Raw genomic sequence first — 18,141 nt, 5'->3', positions numbered from 1 at the left:
GTTCATTGAGAAAATCTTACCACGCCGTCAGGGCGTATCATTACCCGCCTTTTCGCCGGGATGATCAAGGTCCGGCCCGCTCTCATCCCCGCCGCTTTCGCCCCCCCCACTTTCGTCCCCCTTGTCCCCGGCCTTTGCCTGCGTCTTGTCCGCGCGCACATGCGCCCGGTAGCTGCGCAGGGCAAAGGGGATCGACGCGAGATAGGCCAGCGTGCCCACGGTCAGCATCTGGAACGGATAGCTGACGGTCAGCGCCACCACCAGCACGGCCAGCACGAAGAGCGGCAGCACCAGATCGCGCCGGACGCGCATGCCCACCTTCTTGCCGGAATAGGTCGGCAGGCGGCTGATCATCAGGAAGCCGATTGAGACCGTGTAAAGCGCAACGACCGGAGCAAATGCGGGCCAGTGCGGCAGCACACCCAGAAACTCCAGATAGATGGGCAAAAGCACCGTCAGTGCGCCTGCGGGGGCCGGAACGCCTGTGAAGAAATTTACCGCCCAGGCAGGCTTGTCCGGATCATCCAGCGCCGCATTGAACCGCGCCAGGCGCAGGGCCGCACAGATGGCAAAGGCGAGCGCGGCAATCCAGCCCAGAGATTTCACTTCCTGGAGCAGCCAGATGTAGAGCATCAACGCCGGAGTGACGCCGAAATTGACGAAATCGGCCAGCGAATCCAGCTCTGCCCCGAACCGCGACGTGCCCTTGAGCATCCGCGCCACACGCCCGTCCACCGCATCCAGCACGGCCGCTATCAGCACCGCACCCACCGCAAAATCCCACCGCCCCTCGAAGGCCATGCGGATGCCGGTCAGGCCGGAACAGAGCGCCAGAAGCGTGACGAGATTCGGCAGGATGAGGCGCAAGGGCACCTGACGGAAACGCCCTGACCGGCGCGGCTTGCCGTCTTCGTGGCCGGGTTCATAGCTGGCGAAAGGCGTCTCCAAAGGGCTTCTCCTCAGCTGACGCGGGTGATGTGCTGGACCGCCTGCGGGCCTTCGCGCAGATCCGCCAGCACGGTTTCACCGGCAATCATGATCTGGCCCATCGCAACTTTCGGCACGGTGCCCGCCGGCATGTAGATGTCGAGGCGCGAGCCGAAGCGGATCAGGCCGAAACGCTCGCCTGCGCCGATGCTCTCCCCTTCGCGGACGAAGCAGACGATGCGGCGGGCCACTAGACCTGCGATCTGAACGACACCGATCTTCGTGCTGCCATTCTCGATGACGAGGCCATTGCGCTCGTTGAACTCGCTTGCCTTGTCCAGTTCCGCGTTGAGGAACTTGCCCGGCTTGTAGGCCACCCGGGCAATGCGGCCACCGACAGGGGCGCGGTTCACGTGGCAGTTGAACACGTTCATGAACACGGAAATCCGCATCATCGGCTCGGTACCAAGGTCTGCCGCCAGTTCGGCTGGCGGCACGCAGAGGCCGAGCTGGTTGACGACGCCGTCAGCCGGCGAGATCACTAGCCCGTCGGTCACCGGCGTGACGCGGGCAGGATCGCGGAAGAAGTAGCAGACCCAGCCCGTGAGAAAGAGCCCGATATAGAACAGCGGGGTCAGGAACCAGCCAAGGATCAGCGTCGCCACCAAGGCGATGGCAATGAAAGGCCAGCCCTCCCGGTGGATGGGAACGAAAGTCTTGGTGATGGTATCGGCAAGCGACATGGGTTTTCCCGTTGATCTTGGGTCCGGAGCCGGAGATTGAAGTGGTCTGCCTCTCTCTTAGTGCCTTTGCCGCCGCAACTGAACCCCGAAAGTGCCTCAGCCCACCAATGCTCCGGCCTGCCGGTAGTCCGTTTCCCAGTAGGCAGGACTGCCATATTTTCCGGTCAGGAAGTCAGCCAGCACGCGGGCCTTTGGCATCATTGCGCGCCCTGGCGGCGCGACGGCCCAGATGGCTCCGGTTCTCGTCACCGGAAAATCCGTCATGACCGCCACCAGCCGGCCATCGCGCAGATCCTCCCACACATGGGCAAGCGATTTCACCGCAAGCCCCAGCCCCAGCAGGGCGGCATCATAGGCAAAGTCCCCATTGTCGCCGCTGATCGCGGCATCGATGGGACAGGCTATCTCCCCCTGAGGCCCCTCGAAATACCAGACCGGCATGGACCGGAAGCTCAGACAGTCATGCCGGGCAAGGTCTGCGGGCGTCTCCGGCATGCCCTTGCGGGCGAGATAAGCAGGCGAGGCACAGAGCACGCGGGGATTTCCGGCAAGGCGGCGCGCCCGCAGCGTGGAATCGGCGAGCGGCGCCCCCCGGATGGCAAGATCATAGCCCTCGGCCAGCAGATCGACGATACGGTCCGAGAAATCGAGCTGCAGCCGCAGCTCCGGATAGAGGTCGCGGAACTCGGCCAGATACGGCAGCACATGCTTGCGGCCAAAGAACATGTTGAGAGAGACACGCAGCGTGCCGCGCGGCCGGGCCGCCTCATCCTCCAGTTCGCGCAAGGTGCCGTCGAGCAGATCCAGCGCCTCGCCCGCCCGGCGCAGGAGCAGCTCCCCCGCATCGGTCAGCTGAAGACGGCGCGTTGTGCGGCTGACCAGCTGCACCCCGGCATCACGCTCCAGCGACGCCAGGCGGGAGCTGGCGGCCGAAGGCGACAGACCGGTCTCGCGCCCTGCGGCGGAGAGATTTCCGAGCGCTGCCGCCCGGACAAAAAAACGGAGATCCTCCAGCCGCATTATCCGAATCCTTGGGAAGGTTTATGCGATACTGGCCAGATTATCAGAAATCGACGGAGATGCGAAGGTGGCTGCAGATCCACTCCAACGGAGAAACAGCCATGATGCACACAGGCGGCTATTACGAGTACCTGGCCAGACAGGAACGCGCCCTGGCCTTGCGGCAAGCGTGGCACGGGTTGCGGCACTTGCTCCGCAGGCTCGTCCATCGCCCGCGCCCGGCAAACCACCGGCATGCGGAAACCGGGCGCCAGTTCAGCGCTGGATGCGCGTCGACAGGATGATGGACGAAAGCGTGCGGTCCACGCCGTCAAGTTCGCCGATCCGGTCGATCAGATGGTCGAGTTCGGCAACGGAGGCAGCCTCGATGATGGCGATGAGATCGTGGCTGCCGCTGACCGAATGCAGCTGGCGCACCTCGCGGATGCCGGACAGTTCCGCGCTCACCCGCGCCAGCGCCTTGGGCACCAGCGTGATCAGCACATGCGCCTTCACCTGCGCCGCCTCATAGGCCTGCGACAGGCGCAGGCCATAGCCGGTGATCACCCCCGCCTGCTCCAGCCGCTCGATGCGGGCCTGAACCGTGGTGCGCGACAGGCCAAGGCGGCGTGCCAGCTCGGCAACCGGCATGCGGGCGTTCTCAGACAGCAGGCCGATCAGGGCCCGGTCAGCTTCAGTGATGGTCAGAGTGTTCATCAGCTTCGTCACTTTGATCAAATCAACACTTCATTCTGCCATATCCGCAGCTGTGAATCGACATGTCCTTCAGTCATTCTGAACCTCATAATGCCTGGAAAGGGCCAGAGGGGTTCGACACATGAAGACGATTGCCATCATTGGTGCCGGCAAGATCGGCGCCACCATCGCCCGCCTCCTCACCGGCTCCGGTGATTACCGCGTCACCGTGATTGACCGCTCGCCCGCAGAACTGGCAGCCCTTGCAGGTGAACCTGCCGTCGAAACGCTGGCGCTGGACATCAGCGACAACGCGGCCCTGACGGCAGCCCTCACCGGCAAATACGCCGTGCTGAGCGCCGCCCCCTTCCACCTGACGATCGCCATCGCGGAAGCCGCTGCCAAGGCCGGTGTGCATTATCTTGATCTGACGGAAGATGTGGCCGCCACCCGCCGGGTGAAGGAGATCGCTGCGACGGCGCGCACCGCCTTCATTCCCCAGTGCGGCCTTGCACCGGGCTTCATCTCCATCGTCGCCAATGATCTCGCCCGCCGCTTCGACAGCCTCGACACCTTGCGCATGCGCGTCGGCGCGCTGCCGCAATATCCCTCCAACGCGCTCAACTACAATCTGACCTGGAGCACGGACGGGGTGATCAACGAATACATCGAGCCCTGCGAGGCCATTGTGGATGGCCACATGGCCGAGGTGCCCGCACTGGAAGAGCGCGAGGAATTCGCCCTTGATGGCGTCACCTACGAGGCCTTCAACACCTCCGGCGGGCTCGGCACCCTGTGCGAGACGCTGAAGGGCAAGGTACGGACGCTCAACTACAAGACCATCCGCTATCCCGGCCATGCCGCCATCATGAAGGCACTGCTGAACGACCTTGGCCTGCGCCACCGGCGCGAGGTGCTGAAGGACATTCTGGAAAACGCCCTGCCCGCCACCCTTCAGGATGTGGTGATCATCTTCGTCACCGCCAGCGGACACCAGAACGGCCGCCTCGTGCAGGAGACCTACGCCAGCAAGGTCTATAGCGGCGTCATCGGCGGGCGGCTCTACAGCGCCATCCAGATCACCACCGCCAGCGCCATCGCCGCCGTGCTGGACATGCTCGCCGCCGGCCAACTGCCGCAGCAGGGCTTCCTCCGCCAGGAAGACATCCCCCTCCCCGCCTTCCTCACCAACCGCTTCGGCCACGCCTATGCCCAGGACGCAGGGCACCGAATGGCGGGGTGAGACGCGCTTATACGTCCCTGACGGGTCCCGGCACGGAGGCCGGGACGGCGTGGTGGGGAGGCTTTGGGCAAACCGAACAAGACCCACCTTCCGCGCCGCCCCGGCCTTGTGCCGGGGCCTGTGAGGAGAGCAACGTCCCGTCAGGCAAGCTTACACTCGCTCAGGCTCCCCTGCCTTCTGGCCGCGCACGATGACCCCGAGTTCGTCCGCTTCCCTTGCAGCGCGCAGGCGTTCTTCGGCTTCGTCGGCCTCGCGCTGGCGGCTCCACATGGAGGCGTAGAGACCGCCCTTGGCGAGCAGCTCCGCATGGGTTCCGCGTTCGGCGATGACACCGGCCTGCAGCACGAGGATCTGGTCCGCATTGACCACGGTGGACAGGCGGTGGGCGATGACCACCGTGGTGCGGTTGCGGGAAACCTGATCCAGCGCCGACTGGATTTCCCGTTCCGTATGGGTGTCGAGGGCCGAGGTTGCCTCGTCCAGAATGAGAATGGGCGGCGCCTTCAGGATGGTGCGGGCAATGGCGACGCGCTGCTTCTCGCCGCCGGAGAGCTTCAGTCCGCGCTCGCCCACCTCGCTGGCATAGCCCTTGGGCAGCGTCTCGATGAAACTGTCGATCTGTGCCATCCGGGCGGCAGCGCGCACATCCTCTTCGGAAGCATCCGGACGGCCATAGCGGATGTTGTAGGCGATGGTGTCGTTGAACAGCACAGTATCCTGCGGCACCATGCCGATGGCCTGGCGCAGGCTTTCCTGCGTCACGTCGCGCACATCCTGCCCGTCGATGGTCACCCGCCCGCCGGTCACGTCATAGAAGCGGAACAGCAGCCGGGAAATGGTGGACTTGCCCGCCCCCGAAGGCCCGACGATGGCAACCGTGTTTCCGGCCGGGACCTCGAAGCTGATGCCCTTGAGGATCGGACGGTCCGGATCATAGTGGAACAGCACATCCTCGAAGCGGATGGCGCCGGAGCCGATGGCCAGCGCCGGGGCGCCCGGCTTGTCCTCGATTTCGGCAGGGACGGCGAGAACGGCAAACATCGCCTCGATATCGGCAAGCCCCTGCCGGATCTCGCGGTAGATGAAGCCGACAAAATTGAGCGGAATGGCGATCTGCAGCAGCAGCGCGTTGATCAGCACGAAATCGCCGATGGTCTGCTCCCCCGCCATCACCGAGCGGGCGGAGAGGACCATGCAGGCTGCCGTGCCGATGCCCAGAATGAAGGACTGGCCGAAGTTGAGCCAGGCGAGCGAGGTCCAGGTGCGGGTCGCGGCGCGCTCATAGACCGCCATGGAGGCATCAAAGCGGGCGGCCTCCATCTTCTCGTTGCCGAAATATTTCACCGTCTCGAAGTTGAGCAGGCTGTCGATGGCCTTGGAATTGGCTTCCGTATCGCTCTCGTTCATCTCGCGGCGGATGGAAATGCGCCAGTTGGACGTCTGCACCGTGAACCAGACATAGGCAGCGATCATCAGCGCCACGATGATCACATAGGCAAAGCCGAACTGGTACCAGATGATGCCCGCCATGATGGCAAATTCCAGCAGGGTCGGAATGCCGTTGAGGATGGTGAAGCGGACGATCGCCTCGATGCCCTTCACGCCGCGTTCGATCACCCGGCTGAGACCGCCCGTGCGGCGGGACAGGTGAAAGCGCAGCGACAGGCGGTGCAGATGCGAGAAGGTGATGAAGGCAAGCTGGCGCACCGCATGCTGGCCGACACGGGCAAACAGCGCATCGCGGAACTGGTTGAAGGCCACTGCCAGGACCCGGGCGGCATTATAGGCCACCACGAGCATCATCGGCGCCACCAGAAAGCCCGGCAGGCCCATGGTTTCGCCGGTCAGCGCGTCGGAGGCCCAGGCAAAGAAATAGGGCGAGACGACCGTGACGAGCTTGGCCACCACCAGCGCCAGTACCGCCCAAATGACCCTGAGCTTCAGATCTGCCCGTCCTTCCGGCCAGATATAGGGCCACAGGTTGGCCAGCGTGGTCATGGTCGAACCATCGTCGGCACTCACCTTTGCCGAAGCGGGGCCAGAATTGGGGCTAGAACTGGGGCTATGGGGATTTGCACGTCTTGTCATTCTTGTCTCTCCCGCGCCCTTGAAGAGGTTTGAGCGGCAGCTGTGATGTCATTGAAAAAGCTGGCAGCATTCGCCAGAAGCCGCAGACCGGCAGCGTCCCCGCCAGCCAGAAAGGCCTCGTTGATCCGGTAGGAACAGGTGCGCCCGCGGATGTCGCAGGTCAGAAGCCCGGCTTCCTTCAGCACCTGCAGGTGCTGGGAAACGGTGGACTGGGCCAGCGGCAGGCAGCCGACGATCTCGCCGCAGCAGGCCTCCTGACGCTGGATGATTTCCTTGAGAATGCCGATACGGACCGGATGGCCCAGCGCCCGGAACAGGTCAGCCAGTGCCGCGGTATCCGCGTTCCGGCAGACTTTCTCCTTCGGGGCACAACAGGCTCCTCCGCCGCTGCCGTGATCCGGCCGCTCAGCGCCATGACTGGACATGATCTCTCCCTCTGCCTGCCAGCCTCACCGCTGCCCGCAGGTCAATTCATCGCCTAAATACGATGAATATACCGCCCCGCCAAGCCCGGAAAGGAATTTTATGCTGGAGAAGTCCCCGTTGCCGGCGCCTGGCTGCCCGGTATCCCGCATCATGGCCGCGTCAGGCCGCCCTCAGGGTTTTCGCTTGATTGCCTTTTCCCCCGCGTTTGTTAGAACTCCTTGCGGATTTCCGGCCGGGCAGGCGTCCGGAAATTGCGCACAACTGTATACGTGTCTATGGTGGCCCTCCCCGGAGCTGCCCCGGCACCTCCGCCTGACCGTTTCAAACTGTGGGAATGATTGAACATGGCCGACACCGGACGTCCCGACATCATCTACACCAAGGTCGACGAAGCGCCTGAACTGGCGAGCGCGTCCTTCCTGCCGATCATCAAGGCTTTTGCCAAACCGGCCGGGATCTCCATCGGCACCAGGGACATTTCGCTGGCAGGCCGCATCCTTGCAGCCTTCCCGCAGTATCTGACGGACGCACAGAAGCAGTCCGACGATCTGGCCGAGCTTGGCCGTCTGGTGATCGAGCCGGATGCAAACGTCATAAAGCTGCCGAACATCTCTGCCTCGCAGCCGCAGCTCAATGCTGCGATCAAGGAACTGCAGGCACAGGGCTATTCCATTCCCTCCTACCCGGACAATCCGGCGACGGACGAGGAAAAGGCCGTAAAGGCCGCCTATGAGGCGATCAAGGGCTCGGCCGTGAACCCGGTTCTGCGCGAAGGCAACTCCGACCGCCGCGCTCCGAATGCGGTGAAGGAATTCGCCAAGAAGAACCCGCATTCGATGGGCGCATGGCTGCCCACCTCGAAGACCCATGTCTCCACCATGGGCAAGGATGACTTTGCCGCCAACGAAAAGTCCGTGACGATTGCCGCAGCTTCCGCTGGCACCGCACGCATCGAGTTCGTGGCCAAGGATGGTGCTGTCACCGTTCTGAAGAACAACCTGAAGCTCACCGAAGGCGATGTGCTGGACGCAACCTTCATGAGCGCCAAGGCGCTGACCGCTTTCCTCGAAAAGGAAATTCAGGACGCCAAGGACAAGGGCGTGCTCTTCTCCGTGCACCTCAAGGCCACGATGATGAAGGTCTCCGACCCGATCATCTTCGGCCATGTGGTCAAGACCTTCCTGAAGGACGTCTTCGCCAAGCACGCCGCCACCTTCGCTGAAATCGGCGTCAACCCGGACCTCGGCATCGGCGATCTGGAAGCCAAGATTGCCACGCTGCCGGCTGACAAGGCGGCAGAGATCAAGGCCGATCTCAAGGCTGCGCTGGACAATGGCCCGGCCATGTACATGGTGAACTCCGACAAGGGCATCACCAACCTGCATGTCTCGTCCGACGTCATCATCGACGCCTCCATGCCTGCCCTCATCCGCGCCGGTGGCAAGGGCTGGGGCCCGGATGGCAAGGAAAATGATGCCAAGTGCGTGATCCCGGACTCGTCCTATGCCGGCGTCTATGACGCGGTGATCGAGTTCTGCAAGAAGAACGGCGCGCTCGACCCGTCCAAGATGGGCACCGTGCCGAACGTCGGCCTGATGGCCCAGAAGGCCGAGGAATACGGCTCGCATCCGCAGACCTTCAAGGCTCAGGCCGATGGCACCATCCGTATCGTTGATGCTGCTGGCACCACGCTGCTGGAGCATGCGGTTGAAGGCGGCGACATCTGGCGCGCCTGCCTCACCAAGGACGCCCCGATCCGTGACTGGGTGAAGCTCGGCGTCAGCCGCGCCCGCCTCTCCGGCATGCCGGGCGTGTTCTGGCTGGACAAGAACCGCGCCCACGATGCCGAGCTGATCAAGAAGGTGGAAGCCTATCTGCCGCAGCATGACACGTCGGGCCTCGACCTGCAGATCATGTCCCCGAGCGATGCAGCCCGCTACTCGACGGAGCGGATTGCCAAGGGCCTCGACACCATCTCCATCACCGGCAACGTGCTGCGCGACTACCTGACGGACCTCTATCCGATCCTGGAAGTCGGCACCTCGGCCAAGATGCTGTCCATCGTGCCGCTGATGAATGGCGGCGGCCTGTTTGAAACGGGCGCCGGCGGCTCTGCCCCCAAGCACGTGCAGCAGCTGGTGGAAGAAAACTACCTGCGTTGGGACTCGCTTGGCGAATTCTGCGCCCTCGGCGCCTCGCTGGAGCATCTGGCCCAGGTCAAGTCCAACGCCAAGGCCCAGGTTCTGGCCGACGCACTGGACAAGGCCATCGAGAAGCTGCTGGACAACGACAAGTCCCCGCAGCGCAAGGTCGGCCAGCTCGACAACCGCGGCAGCCACTTCTACATCGCCCTCTACTGGGCACAGGGCCTTGCCGCACAGGACAAGGACGCCGAACTGAAGGCTTATTTCGCCCCGGTCGCCGAAGCTCTGACGGCAAATGAAGCGAAGATCGTGGCGGAACTCAACGCCGTTCAGGGCAAGGCGGCCGATCTCGGCGGCTACTACCACGCCCCGGCGGACAAGGTTGCCGCCGTCATGCGCCCGAGCGCCACGCTGAACGCCATCATCGGCTGAGGCTGATCAGCGCTTTGAATGCAGAAGGGGCGGTCCACCGGGCCGCCCTTTTTTCGTTTGTTGGACAGTTCCTTCCGGGGACATCCTTGGTGGAATTCATGGAGACTTGGGGCCTGCTCATTTGCAGAAAGGTGCCGCAACCCACTGCAGATGAGACACGTAGGGTCTCATACGTCTGTCTCTCGGCGTCCCACTCCCCATAAACGCTCTGCAAGCGAGTGGTCCCCGGGTCTGCGCTTCGCTCCGCCCGGGGTGACGCTGAGTATGAGGCCTGCCAGAGCTTATGCCTCCACCTCAGGAAAGCTTCAGCCGCGCAGGCACGGCCCTGCACAAATGGCACGGTGTCACCCCGGCCAAGCGCAGCGCGAGCCGGGGCCTACTCGCTCGCAGAGGGGTGCAGTTGTCTCAAGCCGCGCCGTGGCAGGAATTTTCCAAAATCTCTGCCACCTGCGCCACTCTGACCGCTCTGAAAACGAATTCCCCCAGGATCTCCGCTTTGCTTCATCCCGGGCGCCGCCGCCCCCCTTCTTCCTCTCAAAGCCGCTTCTCGAAGAAGAAATCCGGATAGGGATCGTCATTGAAGCGGTCGATTTCGGTCCAGCCTTCCTTGCGGTAGAAATTGACCGCTTCGGGAAGCGCCTTGTTCGTATCGAGGCGCAGCAGGCCGATGCCCAGCTCTCTTGCTGCCTCTTCGGTCTTTGCCATCAGTTTGCGGGCAAGGCCGAGGCCACGGGCGGCGGGCGACACCCACAGGCGCTTGATTTCCGCATAGCCCTTGTCCGTGCCCTTGAGCCCGGCACAGCCCAGAGGCATGCCGTCCGAGAGCGTGACGAAGAACGCCCCCTTCGGCCGCATCATGCTTTGCGCATCCGGGTCGGCAGACAGCGACACCTGAAAGCCGCCCTCGAACCGCCGGTCCAGCTCGGCATAATATTGCTCAAGGCAGTGGCGTGCGGCTTCAGATCGCGGGTCCACTTCCTCGAAGCTCCAACGCTCGCGCCCCAGCGCCGAGGCAATCAGATCCATCGCCTCCAGCAGCGCCTGAGGGTGAGCATGGCTCTGCAGCAGCCGCTCTGCCCGCTCATCGGACAGGTTCTCGTAGATCTCGAATTCCTCCTGCCCTGCGGCGGTCAGCTGCGCACGGCGCTTGCGGGCATCCTCCGGATCGGGGGCCAGCTCGATCATGCCCTCCTCCTCCAGAGACCGGAGAAGACGGCTCATCAGCCCGGAGTCGAGCCCGAGATAGGAGCGGATGGCCGCCACATCCGTGCGGCCATGCCCGATGGCGTTAAGAACACGGGCAGCCCCCAGCGGGCGGCCACGGCCAAGAAACGACGTATCCAGCGCGCCCACCTCGGTGGTGACGGCACGGCTGAAACGGCGGAAACGGGAGATATCGCTCAACATGATTTACCTGACTTAAGTCAGATAAAATGCTTTGTCAAACAGCAAGCAAGAGCGCACCCCTGCGGCGGGAGACGCTTGACCGCACGCCCATGGATCATCATTATATGCTTGCCGAAAAAGGAATGGCTGGTCCGGTTATCCCAGCCCTCGTTTGCACGAGAATTAGTCGGTGCCTGTGCACCGAACCCGCGGCATCCCCATGGAACAAAGGGGGTGCTGTGCGCATGTGAAAGCCAGCTCCCTCTCTTGAAGGACGAGCAGGCATGCAAACACAATTCCGGCTGATCATCATTGCCCAGATTTTCATTTCCGGCATCATGGCCTTCCTGATGAGCGGCATTTTCACGCATCTGGAATTCGGCCCTACGGTGCAGTGGCTCCAGATATGGGCGAAAGGCTTTGCAATGGCCTGGCCGGTCGCCTTCGTGCTGTCGATGGCCGTGGGCCCGGCGGGTTTCCGGATCGCCCGCTTCCTTCTGCGCCAGTTCGAGAGGGAATGACGGCGCAGGCCCGCGCCTCATCCTTGCCAGCTCTGCACAACGTCTCCGCTGCGCGCCGTGATTGTAACCCGCACCGGGTCGCCTCGGCCAAGCGCAGCGCGAGCCGGGGACTACTCGTTTGCAGAGAGAGGCCGTTATCTCAAACCCTGCGGCAGGCTCCCGTTCGCAGCCAGCCTTTGCGCTGCACTTCAGCCTCGCCGCTCAGCGAACGAGTGGTTCCCGGATCTCCGCTCCGCTTCGTCCGGGACGACACAGAGTTTATGGCAAGGCCCGCGCTCCCCTTCCTCAGCCTGCCCGAACCTGCCCCCGCACCCACTCCATGTACCCCGCGCTGCCCTTCACCACCTCGAAGGCATAGACCGCAGGCAGATCGTAAGTGTGGAGGCGCTGGATGAGGGCTTCGAGAGCGGGATAGGCCTCCGCTGCCGTCTTCATCGTCAGACGCACCTCCCGGCCCTCATTGACCTTGCCCTCCCACATGTAGAGGCTGGTGATCTCCTCCATGTGCACACAGGCCGCAAGCCTGGCCTCTACCGCGGCACGGGCGATCGTCCGCGCTTCCTCTTTCGTCTCCGTTGTCGTGCAAACAGCAAGAAGCATGGCTATGGTTCCTTCAGATATGTGCCTGCAAGTGGCAGGATCAGCAGAAAATCGCTGCTTGCCTGACCGGCATCAAAATCGTATACACGCGAACACAATCCAGTTTCCGCAACCCAGACGAGGCCCAGAACCCATGGCAAAGATCAAGGTAGCGAACCCGGTCGTCGATATCGATGGCGACGAGATGACCCGCATCATCTGGCAGTTCATCAAGGACAAGCTCATCTTCCCCTATCTGGATATCGATCTCGACTATTACGACCTGTCGATCCAGAAGCGCGATGAAACCGGTGACCAGATCACCATCGATGCGGCCAATGCCATCAAGAAGCACGGCGTTGGCGTCAAATGCGCGACGATCACCCCCGATGAAGCCCGCGTCGAGGAATTCAGCCTGAAGAAGATGTGGAAGTCGCCGAACGGCACCATCCGCAACATTCTGGGCGGCGTCATCTTCCGCGAGCCGATCATCATCCGCAACGTGCCGCGCCTGGTGCCGGGCTGGACCCAGCCGATCATCGTCGGCCGTCACGCCTTCGGCGACCAGTACCGCGCCACCGACTTCCGCTTCCCCGGCAAGGGCAAGCTGACAATCACCTTCAAGGGCGAGGACGGCAGCGTCATCGAGCACGAGGTCTATGACGCCCCCTCCGCCGGTGTCGCCATGGCCATGTACAATCTCGATGAAAGCATCATCGATTTTGCCCGCGCCTCCTTCAACTACGCCCTGCAGCGCGGCGTGCCCTGCTATCTCTCCACCAAGAACACGATCCTGAAGGCCTATGACGGCCGCTTCAAGGACCTGTTCCAGGAGATCTTCGACAAGGAGTTCAAGGACGCCTATGCCGAAAAGAAGATCTGGTACGAGCACCGCCTGATCGACGACATGGTGGCTTCGGCGCTGAAGTGGTCGGGCGGCTATGTCTGGGCCTGCAAGAACTATGATGGCGACGTGCAGTCGGACATCGTGGCGCAGGGCTTCGGCTCGCTGGGCCTGATGACCTCCGTGCTGATGACGCCGGATGGCAAGACGGTGGAAGCGGAAGCCGCCCACGGCACCGTTACCCGCCACTTCCGCCAGCACCAGCGCGGCGAGCAGACCTCGACCAATCCGATCGCCTCGATCTTCGCCTGGACCCGTGGCCTCGCCCACCGGGCCAAGCTGGACGGCAATGTGGATCTGGCCAAGTTTGCGCAGACGCTGGAGAAGGTCTGCATCGAGACGGTGGAAGCCGGCTTCATGACCAAGGACCTCGCCCTGCTCGTTGGCCCGGACCAGAACTGGCTGACCACCACCGGCTTCCTCGACAAGATCGAGAGCAACCTGCAGAAGGCCATGGCGGCCTGAGCCTTTCCGGTTGCAAGACAGGATGATGAACGGCCCGGAGCGTTATCCGGGCCGTTTGCGTTTGAGCGGAAGCAACAGCAACACAGCTCTGCATCGGGCACTGGAAATTTCCGTGCCGATCGGGCACGGATACTGCCGGCCCTGCCAGAGTGGCAGGGTCATGCACTCCGTTTGCAGAGAGTTTTTTCGATGCGATCCTTTCAGAGCCCCGGCGCGAAGCTGCGGCACCTTCTGGCAGCCACCGTGTTTCGGGCTGTCCTGCCCCTTTCCCTCGCCACCGGCGCCATGCTCCCCGCCATGATGACTGCCCCCGCCATGGCGGAAAAGGCTTATGAGCCCGGGCGCGGCAGCGAGGAGCGCACGGCCATTCTGGACTCGGCCCGCCCGATCATGGAGGTGCGCGTTGGTGCGCCGGTCGAGTTTTCCGTCCGCCACATGCGCGTTGCCGATGGCTGGGCCTTCGCCATCCTCGACCCGCAGCGCCCCGGCGGCAAGCCGATTGATCTCAGCAAGACGCTGATTGCCGAGGAGATGGAATACCGTGATGGCCCCGGGCTTTTCGTCCTGCAGCGCGAGGTCGACGGCTACTGGTACGTGGTCGACTTTGCCATCGGGCCGACGGATGTCTTCTGGCTGGGTCAGCCGCTCTACGATCAACTGCCGAAGGGTCTTCTGCCTGTCATCAATTGAGAGGCCGCGCGAAACGCCAAGACCTCTCTCAGCCGGAGCCAATCAGGCTCCGGCTGAGAGAGCAAGATCAGCTGCATGCCTGATCTGAGAAGATATTCCGGACCTCTGTAATTTTTCCCAATTGCGGCTTCAGATGGCCCTATCATCCAGACAGGAGGAAACAGACACCAGCCAACACCCATGAAATCGGCACATATGCCGGGAATATAGATCATAAATGAGCATAGTAGATCCGGATTTAGTCCGGAAAATTTCAGATAATAAAGGAAAATTACTCAATTTTTCTGGCACTTCATGAAATAGCTATTCATCGGTTTAACGAAACGTTTCCAAAGCGGACGCATGCTGTTTCCGGCACCTCACCAAGGCGGCGCGAGAGCAAGACATGCATGTCATGGATTTCGATACGGCTGGTATAGACCTGTGTGAGCTTCTCGAGGCTTTGCCGTATGGTGCCTGGATCCTGAATGCTCAGGGCGTCTATGTCTTTCAGAACAGCGTAGATATTGCGGCCTTCGGCGATCTGGCCGGCAAAAGGGCCGTGGAAACATGGGTGCCCGAAGACCAGGCTGCCGACTGGCATCAGCATCACGAGCGCGCGCTCAAGGGAGAGCGTGTCCGCTACAGCCGCCACGTCACGACGCGTGATGGAAGCCAGTACATAGAGACTGTTCTCGTCCCGCTGATGAAAGAGGGACAGGTGACCGGGGCCGTTGGACTGGCGGTCAACAACACCCCCTGGATGACGGCTCAGAACGAGGCCGATCAGGCCCGGGCGCTGCTGGATGATGTGCTCGAATCCATTCCCGATGCGCTTGCGGCCTATAACAGCGAAGACCGGCTCATCATCTTCAACGCCGCCTACAAGGATCTCTACAGCTATTCGGCTCCGGCCATCCGGCTTGGCGAGAAATTCGAGACCATCCTGCGCTACGGGCTGGAGGCCGGACAGTATCTGGATGCCGGTACGGCGCCGGAGGAGAAGGAAAAGTGGCTGCGCACACGCCTTGCCAACCACCGCAACCCGCCCGGCAAGGCCCTGATCCAGAAGCTGCCGAACGGGCGCTGGCTGCACGTGCGCGAGCGCAAATCCGCCTCCGGCAACATTGTCGGCGTCAGGACCGATGTGACCGCCCTGAAGGCCGCAGAGGTGGCCGTGCGCCAGACCGCAGAGACGGATTCCCTCACCGGCATTGCCAACCGCAGCGTCCTCATCACCGCCCTGCAGCGCACACTCAAGGGCTCCCGGTCCTCGGACCGCATGGGCGCTCTCATTCTGCTGGATGTCGACCACTTCAAGTCCATCAACGACACCCTTGGCCATGATGCCGGAGATCTGGTGCTCAAGACGGTGGCCAAGCGCCTGCGCCAGACCCTGCGCGGCGAAGATACCCTTGCCCGGCTTGGCGGGGATGAATTCGCGGTGCTTGTCACCGGTTTCGAGCGCGAAGAGGCCTGTGAGGTGGTCGCCAACACGCTGCACAAGGCCCTGACGAAGGAAATGCCGGCTGGAAACCGGATGCTCCGGCCGGGCATCTCTATGGGCATTGCCCTCTTCCCCCGCGATGGCACCACGGTGGACGAGCTTTTCAAGAACGCCGACAGTGCCCTCTACAAGACCAAGGAAAACGGCCGCAACGGCTGGACCCTGTTCGATGAGAAGCTCGGCCGCAGGCTGCACCGGGTGGCCGAGGTCAAGACCGCCCTTTCCGAAGCCCTTCTGGCCGGCAACATCACCGTGGCCCTGCAGCCCATCGTCAACATTTCAACCGGCCGGCACCACGGCTTTGAAAGCCTTGCCCGGTGGAACCGGCAAGGTGAAGACATGCCGCCCTTCGAATTTGTCGCCATAGCGGAAGATGCCGGAATGGGGCTGGCACTCGGGCAGGAGCTTTTCGAAAAAAGCTGCCAGAGCTTTGCCGCTCTCGAACGCGCCGGTCTTGGCGCGGGCACGCTGTCGGTCAATCTGGGTCTTGCCCAACTGAAATGCGACAACCTGCCTGCCATGCTGCGCGAGAGCCTTGTCCGGCATGGCCTGACGCCGGACCGGCTGGTGCTCGAAATCACGGAAACCGTGCTGATCGACCGCTCTGCCTGTCAGATCGGCAGGACCCTTGAGCGCCTGCATGACCTGGGCTTCCAGCTGTCACTTGACGATTTCGGCACCGGCTTTGCCTCACTGACGCATCTGCGTCAGTTTCCGGTCACCGGTGTCAAGATCGACCGGTCATTCACCACGCGCGTCACAACCTCCCGCCAGGATGCGGTGATTGTCGAAACCATGATTCACCTGGCGAAGGGCCTCGGCATCAGCATTGTCGCGGAAGGGGTTGAGGATGAGCGGCAGCTGGCCTTCCTGAAAGATGCAGGCTGCACCTATGCGCAGGGTTACTTTCTGGCCCCGCCCTTGCGCGATGCCGCCAGCCAGCGCGTCTGGCTCGGAGCCAGACCGGCAAAAGCGAAAGCTGCACGGAATTGACCTGCGTCCCGGCCTGAACGTCCCGCCTCGAATTCAGGCGAGCTGGCGCTTTCCATCGCCCTTCTCTCCGCCCTCCTCCGCACCGGTCTCATGCACCAGGCGGATCTGCGGCAGGCGGCGGAAACAGTTCCGGCCTGAGCGTTTGGCGAGATAGAGCGCCCGGTCCGCCTCGGCAAACAGCTGTTCATAGGACGCGTTGGAGCCAGAGGTATCGGCCACACCCGTGCTGATCGTGACCGGAATGGCCTTGCCGGCATGTTCCATCTGCAACACGGCGGCTGCGCGGCAAAGCTGAGCAGCCAGCAAATCCAGATGCGGCCCCGTCAGACCGGGCAGGAAAATACCGAACTCCTCACCGCCGATGCGGGCCGCGAACAGCCGCTCTCCTGAAAGCTGCTCCAGCATGGCCGCAAAACTCTTCAGCACCGCATCGCCGCACTGGTGGCCATACCGGTCATTGATCTGCTTGAAGTGATCGACGTCAGCAATCAGCAGCGTGCCGCCGGCCCCCGATGCCAGTGACTGCTCCACCTGACGCAGGAAGGCGCGCCGGTTTGGCAGGCCTGTCAGTTCATCCGTGTCCGCCAGATACCGCATGGCCTTGGCCATGCGCTCGTTCGACAGGACAATGCCCAGAAACACCACCGCAACAGTGTGCATCAACGACAGGAAAAGCAGCCCGAACAGCCAGTCGGAGCTGGGGATGAGGCCGTCGAACCGGACGGGGAAGAGGAACGGCAGCGGCAGAGCCGCCAGGTGAACGAAGGAAAAGCTGGTATAGACCCCAGCGGCCGCCCGCGCCGAAGGCAGGCCCTCCTCACGGATGCTGCGCCGCAGTTCAGATGCCGTCAGCAGAAAGAAGAAACCTGCGAATGCAAGGGCATAGACCAGGCGCCAGAGCGCTGCCAGATCCTGACTTTCATCAAGGAAATGGCTGAGCGGAACAACACCGAGCGCAGCCATGACGGGAAGCAGATAGGGCACATACCGGCCGAAGAAGGACCGCATGCCGAGCCAGACAAAGCCCAGAGCCGTGATGAAGAGGCCAAAGCCAACGTTATCGCTCACCGCAAGCGGCACTGTGCCACGCAATGCGATGCAGGTACTGCCGGCCGATGCGAGCAGGAAAACAGCAAACCAGAGGCGCAGATATGTGGAGCCCGGATAGCGCACGACAGCTGCCGCCAGCGTCAGCGTAAACACCGCATAGACGCCGGAAAGACCAAGCAGTATCGCAGGCACAGAAAAAAGCAGCTCCAACGGCACCTCCAGAAACGCAACCCGGCACATCCAACACGCAATGAACACGGCCCAATGCGCGTTGATCAAGCCCGCGTGGCGCCTGAGCAATTTCAAGGCATGATGCGCCGGCACCGAAAGCCTTGGGACAGAAGCCCGGCAAAGCTACAGGCAAAAAAT

At 62.6% G+C, this 18,141-nt stretch carries 14 protein-coding genes and 1 pseudogene; 6 read left to right on the top strand and 9 right to left on the bottom strand.

Annotated elements, in window-relative coordinates; genetic code table 11:
- Positions 1-27 precede the first annotated feature (27 nt).
- The 4 genes and pseudogenes from IF10I1_RS07440 to IF10I1_RS07425 form a co-directional block, all read right to left on the bottom strand.
- Positions 28-948 carry a phosphatidylcholine/phosphatidylserine synthase gene (locus IF10I1_RS07440; RefSeq protein ID WP_186391980.1) on the bottom strand — a complete coding sequence of 307 codons (921 nt, stop codon included), beginning with the start codon at positions 946-948 and terminating at the stop codon, positions 28-30.
- An 11-nt stretch (positions 949-959) separates the two neighbouring features.
- Positions 960-1,673 (bottom strand): annotated as a pseudogene (locus IF10I1_RS07435) (phosphatidylserine decarboxylase); the annotation flags it as partial.
- A 93-nt stretch (positions 1,674-1,766) separates the two neighbouring features.
- Entirely contained in the window at positions 1,767-2,690 is a 924-nt protein-coding gene (locus IF10I1_RS07430; RefSeq protein WP_186391982.1) for a LysR family transcriptional regulator, read from the bottom strand.
- 255 nt (positions 2,691-2,945) lie between these two features.
- Entirely contained in the window at positions 2,946-3,386 is a 441-nt protein-coding gene (locus IF10I1_RS07425; protein ID WP_371328534.1) for an Lrp/AsnC family transcriptional regulator, read from the bottom strand.
- A gap of 121 nt (positions 3,387-3,507) precedes the next feature.
- Between IF10I1_RS07425 and IF10I1_RS07420 the strand changes: the two genes are divergently transcribed.
- Positions 3,508-4,608: a saccharopine dehydrogenase family protein gene (locus tag IF10I1_RS07420; protein WP_186391983.1), complete on the top strand. Its 1,101-nt coding sequence runs from the start codon at positions 3,508-3,510 to the stop codon at positions 4,606-4,608.
- Between the two features lie 150 nt (positions 4,609-4,758).
- Here IF10I1_RS07420 and IF10I1_RS07415 read toward each other — a convergent pair whose 3' ends face one another.
- Both IF10I1_RS07415 and IF10I1_RS07410 read right to left on the bottom strand, forming a co-directional pair.
- Positions 4,759-6,606 (bottom strand): ABC transporter ATP-binding protein/permease, encoded by a 1,848-nt coding sequence (locus tag IF10I1_RS07415; protein ID WP_186392058.1) that lies wholly within the window; start codon positions 6,604-6,606, stop codon positions 4,759-4,761.
- Positions 6,607-6,692: 86 nt separating this feature from the next.
- The gene (locus tag IF10I1_RS07410) at positions 6,693-7,121 is read right to left on the bottom strand and encodes a helix-turn-helix transcriptional regulator (protein ID WP_058899448.1); all 429 of its coding nucleotides are present in this window, start codon (positions 7,119-7,121) and stop codon (positions 6,693-6,695) included.
- A gap of 345 nt (positions 7,122-7,466) precedes the next feature.
- Between IF10I1_RS07410 and IF10I1_RS07405 the strand changes: the two genes are divergently transcribed.
- Positions 7,467-9,698: an NADP-dependent isocitrate dehydrogenase gene (locus tag IF10I1_RS07405; protein ID WP_186391984.1), complete on the top strand. Its 2,232-nt coding sequence runs from the start codon at positions 7,467-7,469 to the stop codon at positions 9,696-9,698.
- A 534-nt stretch (positions 9,699-10,232) separates the two neighbouring features.
- Here the strand turns inward: IF10I1_RS07405 and IF10I1_RS07400 are convergent.
- A complete protein-coding gene (locus tag IF10I1_RS07400) occupies positions 10,233-11,105 on the bottom strand; it encodes a bifunctional helix-turn-helix transcriptional regulator/GNAT family N-acetyltransferase (RefSeq protein ID WP_186391985.1) in 873 nt (290 codons plus the stop codon).
- A 263-nt stretch (positions 11,106-11,368) separates the two neighbouring features.
- Here IF10I1_RS07400 and IF10I1_RS07395 point away from each other — a divergent pair, with 263 nt between their 5' ends.
- Positions 11,369-11,605: a DUF2798 domain-containing protein gene (locus tag IF10I1_RS07395; RefSeq protein ID WP_094461986.1), complete on the top strand. Its 237-nt coding sequence runs from the start codon at positions 11,369-11,371 to the stop codon at positions 11,603-11,605.
- A 285-nt stretch (positions 11,606-11,890) separates the two neighbouring features.
- Here the strand turns inward: IF10I1_RS07395 and cutA are convergent, their stop codons facing one another.
- Positions 11,891-12,205 carry a divalent-cation tolerance protein CutA gene (cutA, locus tag IF10I1_RS07390; protein ID WP_186391986.1) on the bottom strand — a complete coding sequence of 105 codons (315 nt, stop codon included), beginning with the start codon at positions 12,203-12,205 and terminating at the stop codon, positions 11,891-11,893.
- A 133-nt stretch (positions 12,206-12,338) separates the two neighbouring features.
- Between cutA and IF10I1_RS07385 the strand changes: the two genes are divergently transcribed.
- The 3 genes from IF10I1_RS07385 to IF10I1_RS07375 all read left to right on the top strand — a co-directional run bounded on the left by IF10I1_RS07385 (position 12,339) and on the right by IF10I1_RS07375 (position 16,722).
- Positions 12,339-13,553, top strand: coding sequence for an NADP-dependent isocitrate dehydrogenase (locus tag IF10I1_RS07385; protein ID WP_186391987.1), 1,215 nt, complete (start codon positions 12,339-12,341; stop codon positions 13,551-13,553).
- Between the two features lie 189 nt (positions 13,554-13,742).
- Complete coding sequence (locus IF10I1_RS07380; RefSeq protein ID WP_186391988.1) at positions 13,743-14,243, top strand: hypothetical protein; 501 nt, start codon at positions 13,743-13,745, stop codon at positions 14,241-14,243.
- A gap of 385 nt (positions 14,244-14,628) precedes the next feature.
- On the top strand, positions 14,629-16,722 hold the full coding sequence (locus tag IF10I1_RS07375) for a bifunctional diguanylate cyclase/phosphodiesterase (protein ID WP_186424414.1): 2,094 nt from the start codon (positions 14,629-14,631) through the stop codon (positions 16,720-16,722).
- A gap of 33 nt (positions 16,723-16,755) precedes the next feature.
- On the opposite strand, the gene IF10I1_RS07370 is transcribed toward IF10I1_RS07375, so the two are convergent.
- A complete protein-coding gene (locus tag IF10I1_RS07370) occupies positions 16,756-17,964 on the bottom strand; it encodes a GGDEF domain-containing protein (RefSeq protein WP_186415035.1) in 1,209 nt (402 codons plus the stop codon).
- Positions 17,965-18,141 lie beyond the last annotated feature (177 nt).

Source organism: Pannonibacter sp. I15F10I1 (assembly GCF_900185665.1).
Lineage (GTDB): Bacteria > Pseudomonadota > Alphaproteobacteria > Rhizobiales > Stappiaceae > Pannonibacter > Pannonibacter indicus.
This window is presented reverse-complemented; position numbering and strand designations above follow the sequence as displayed.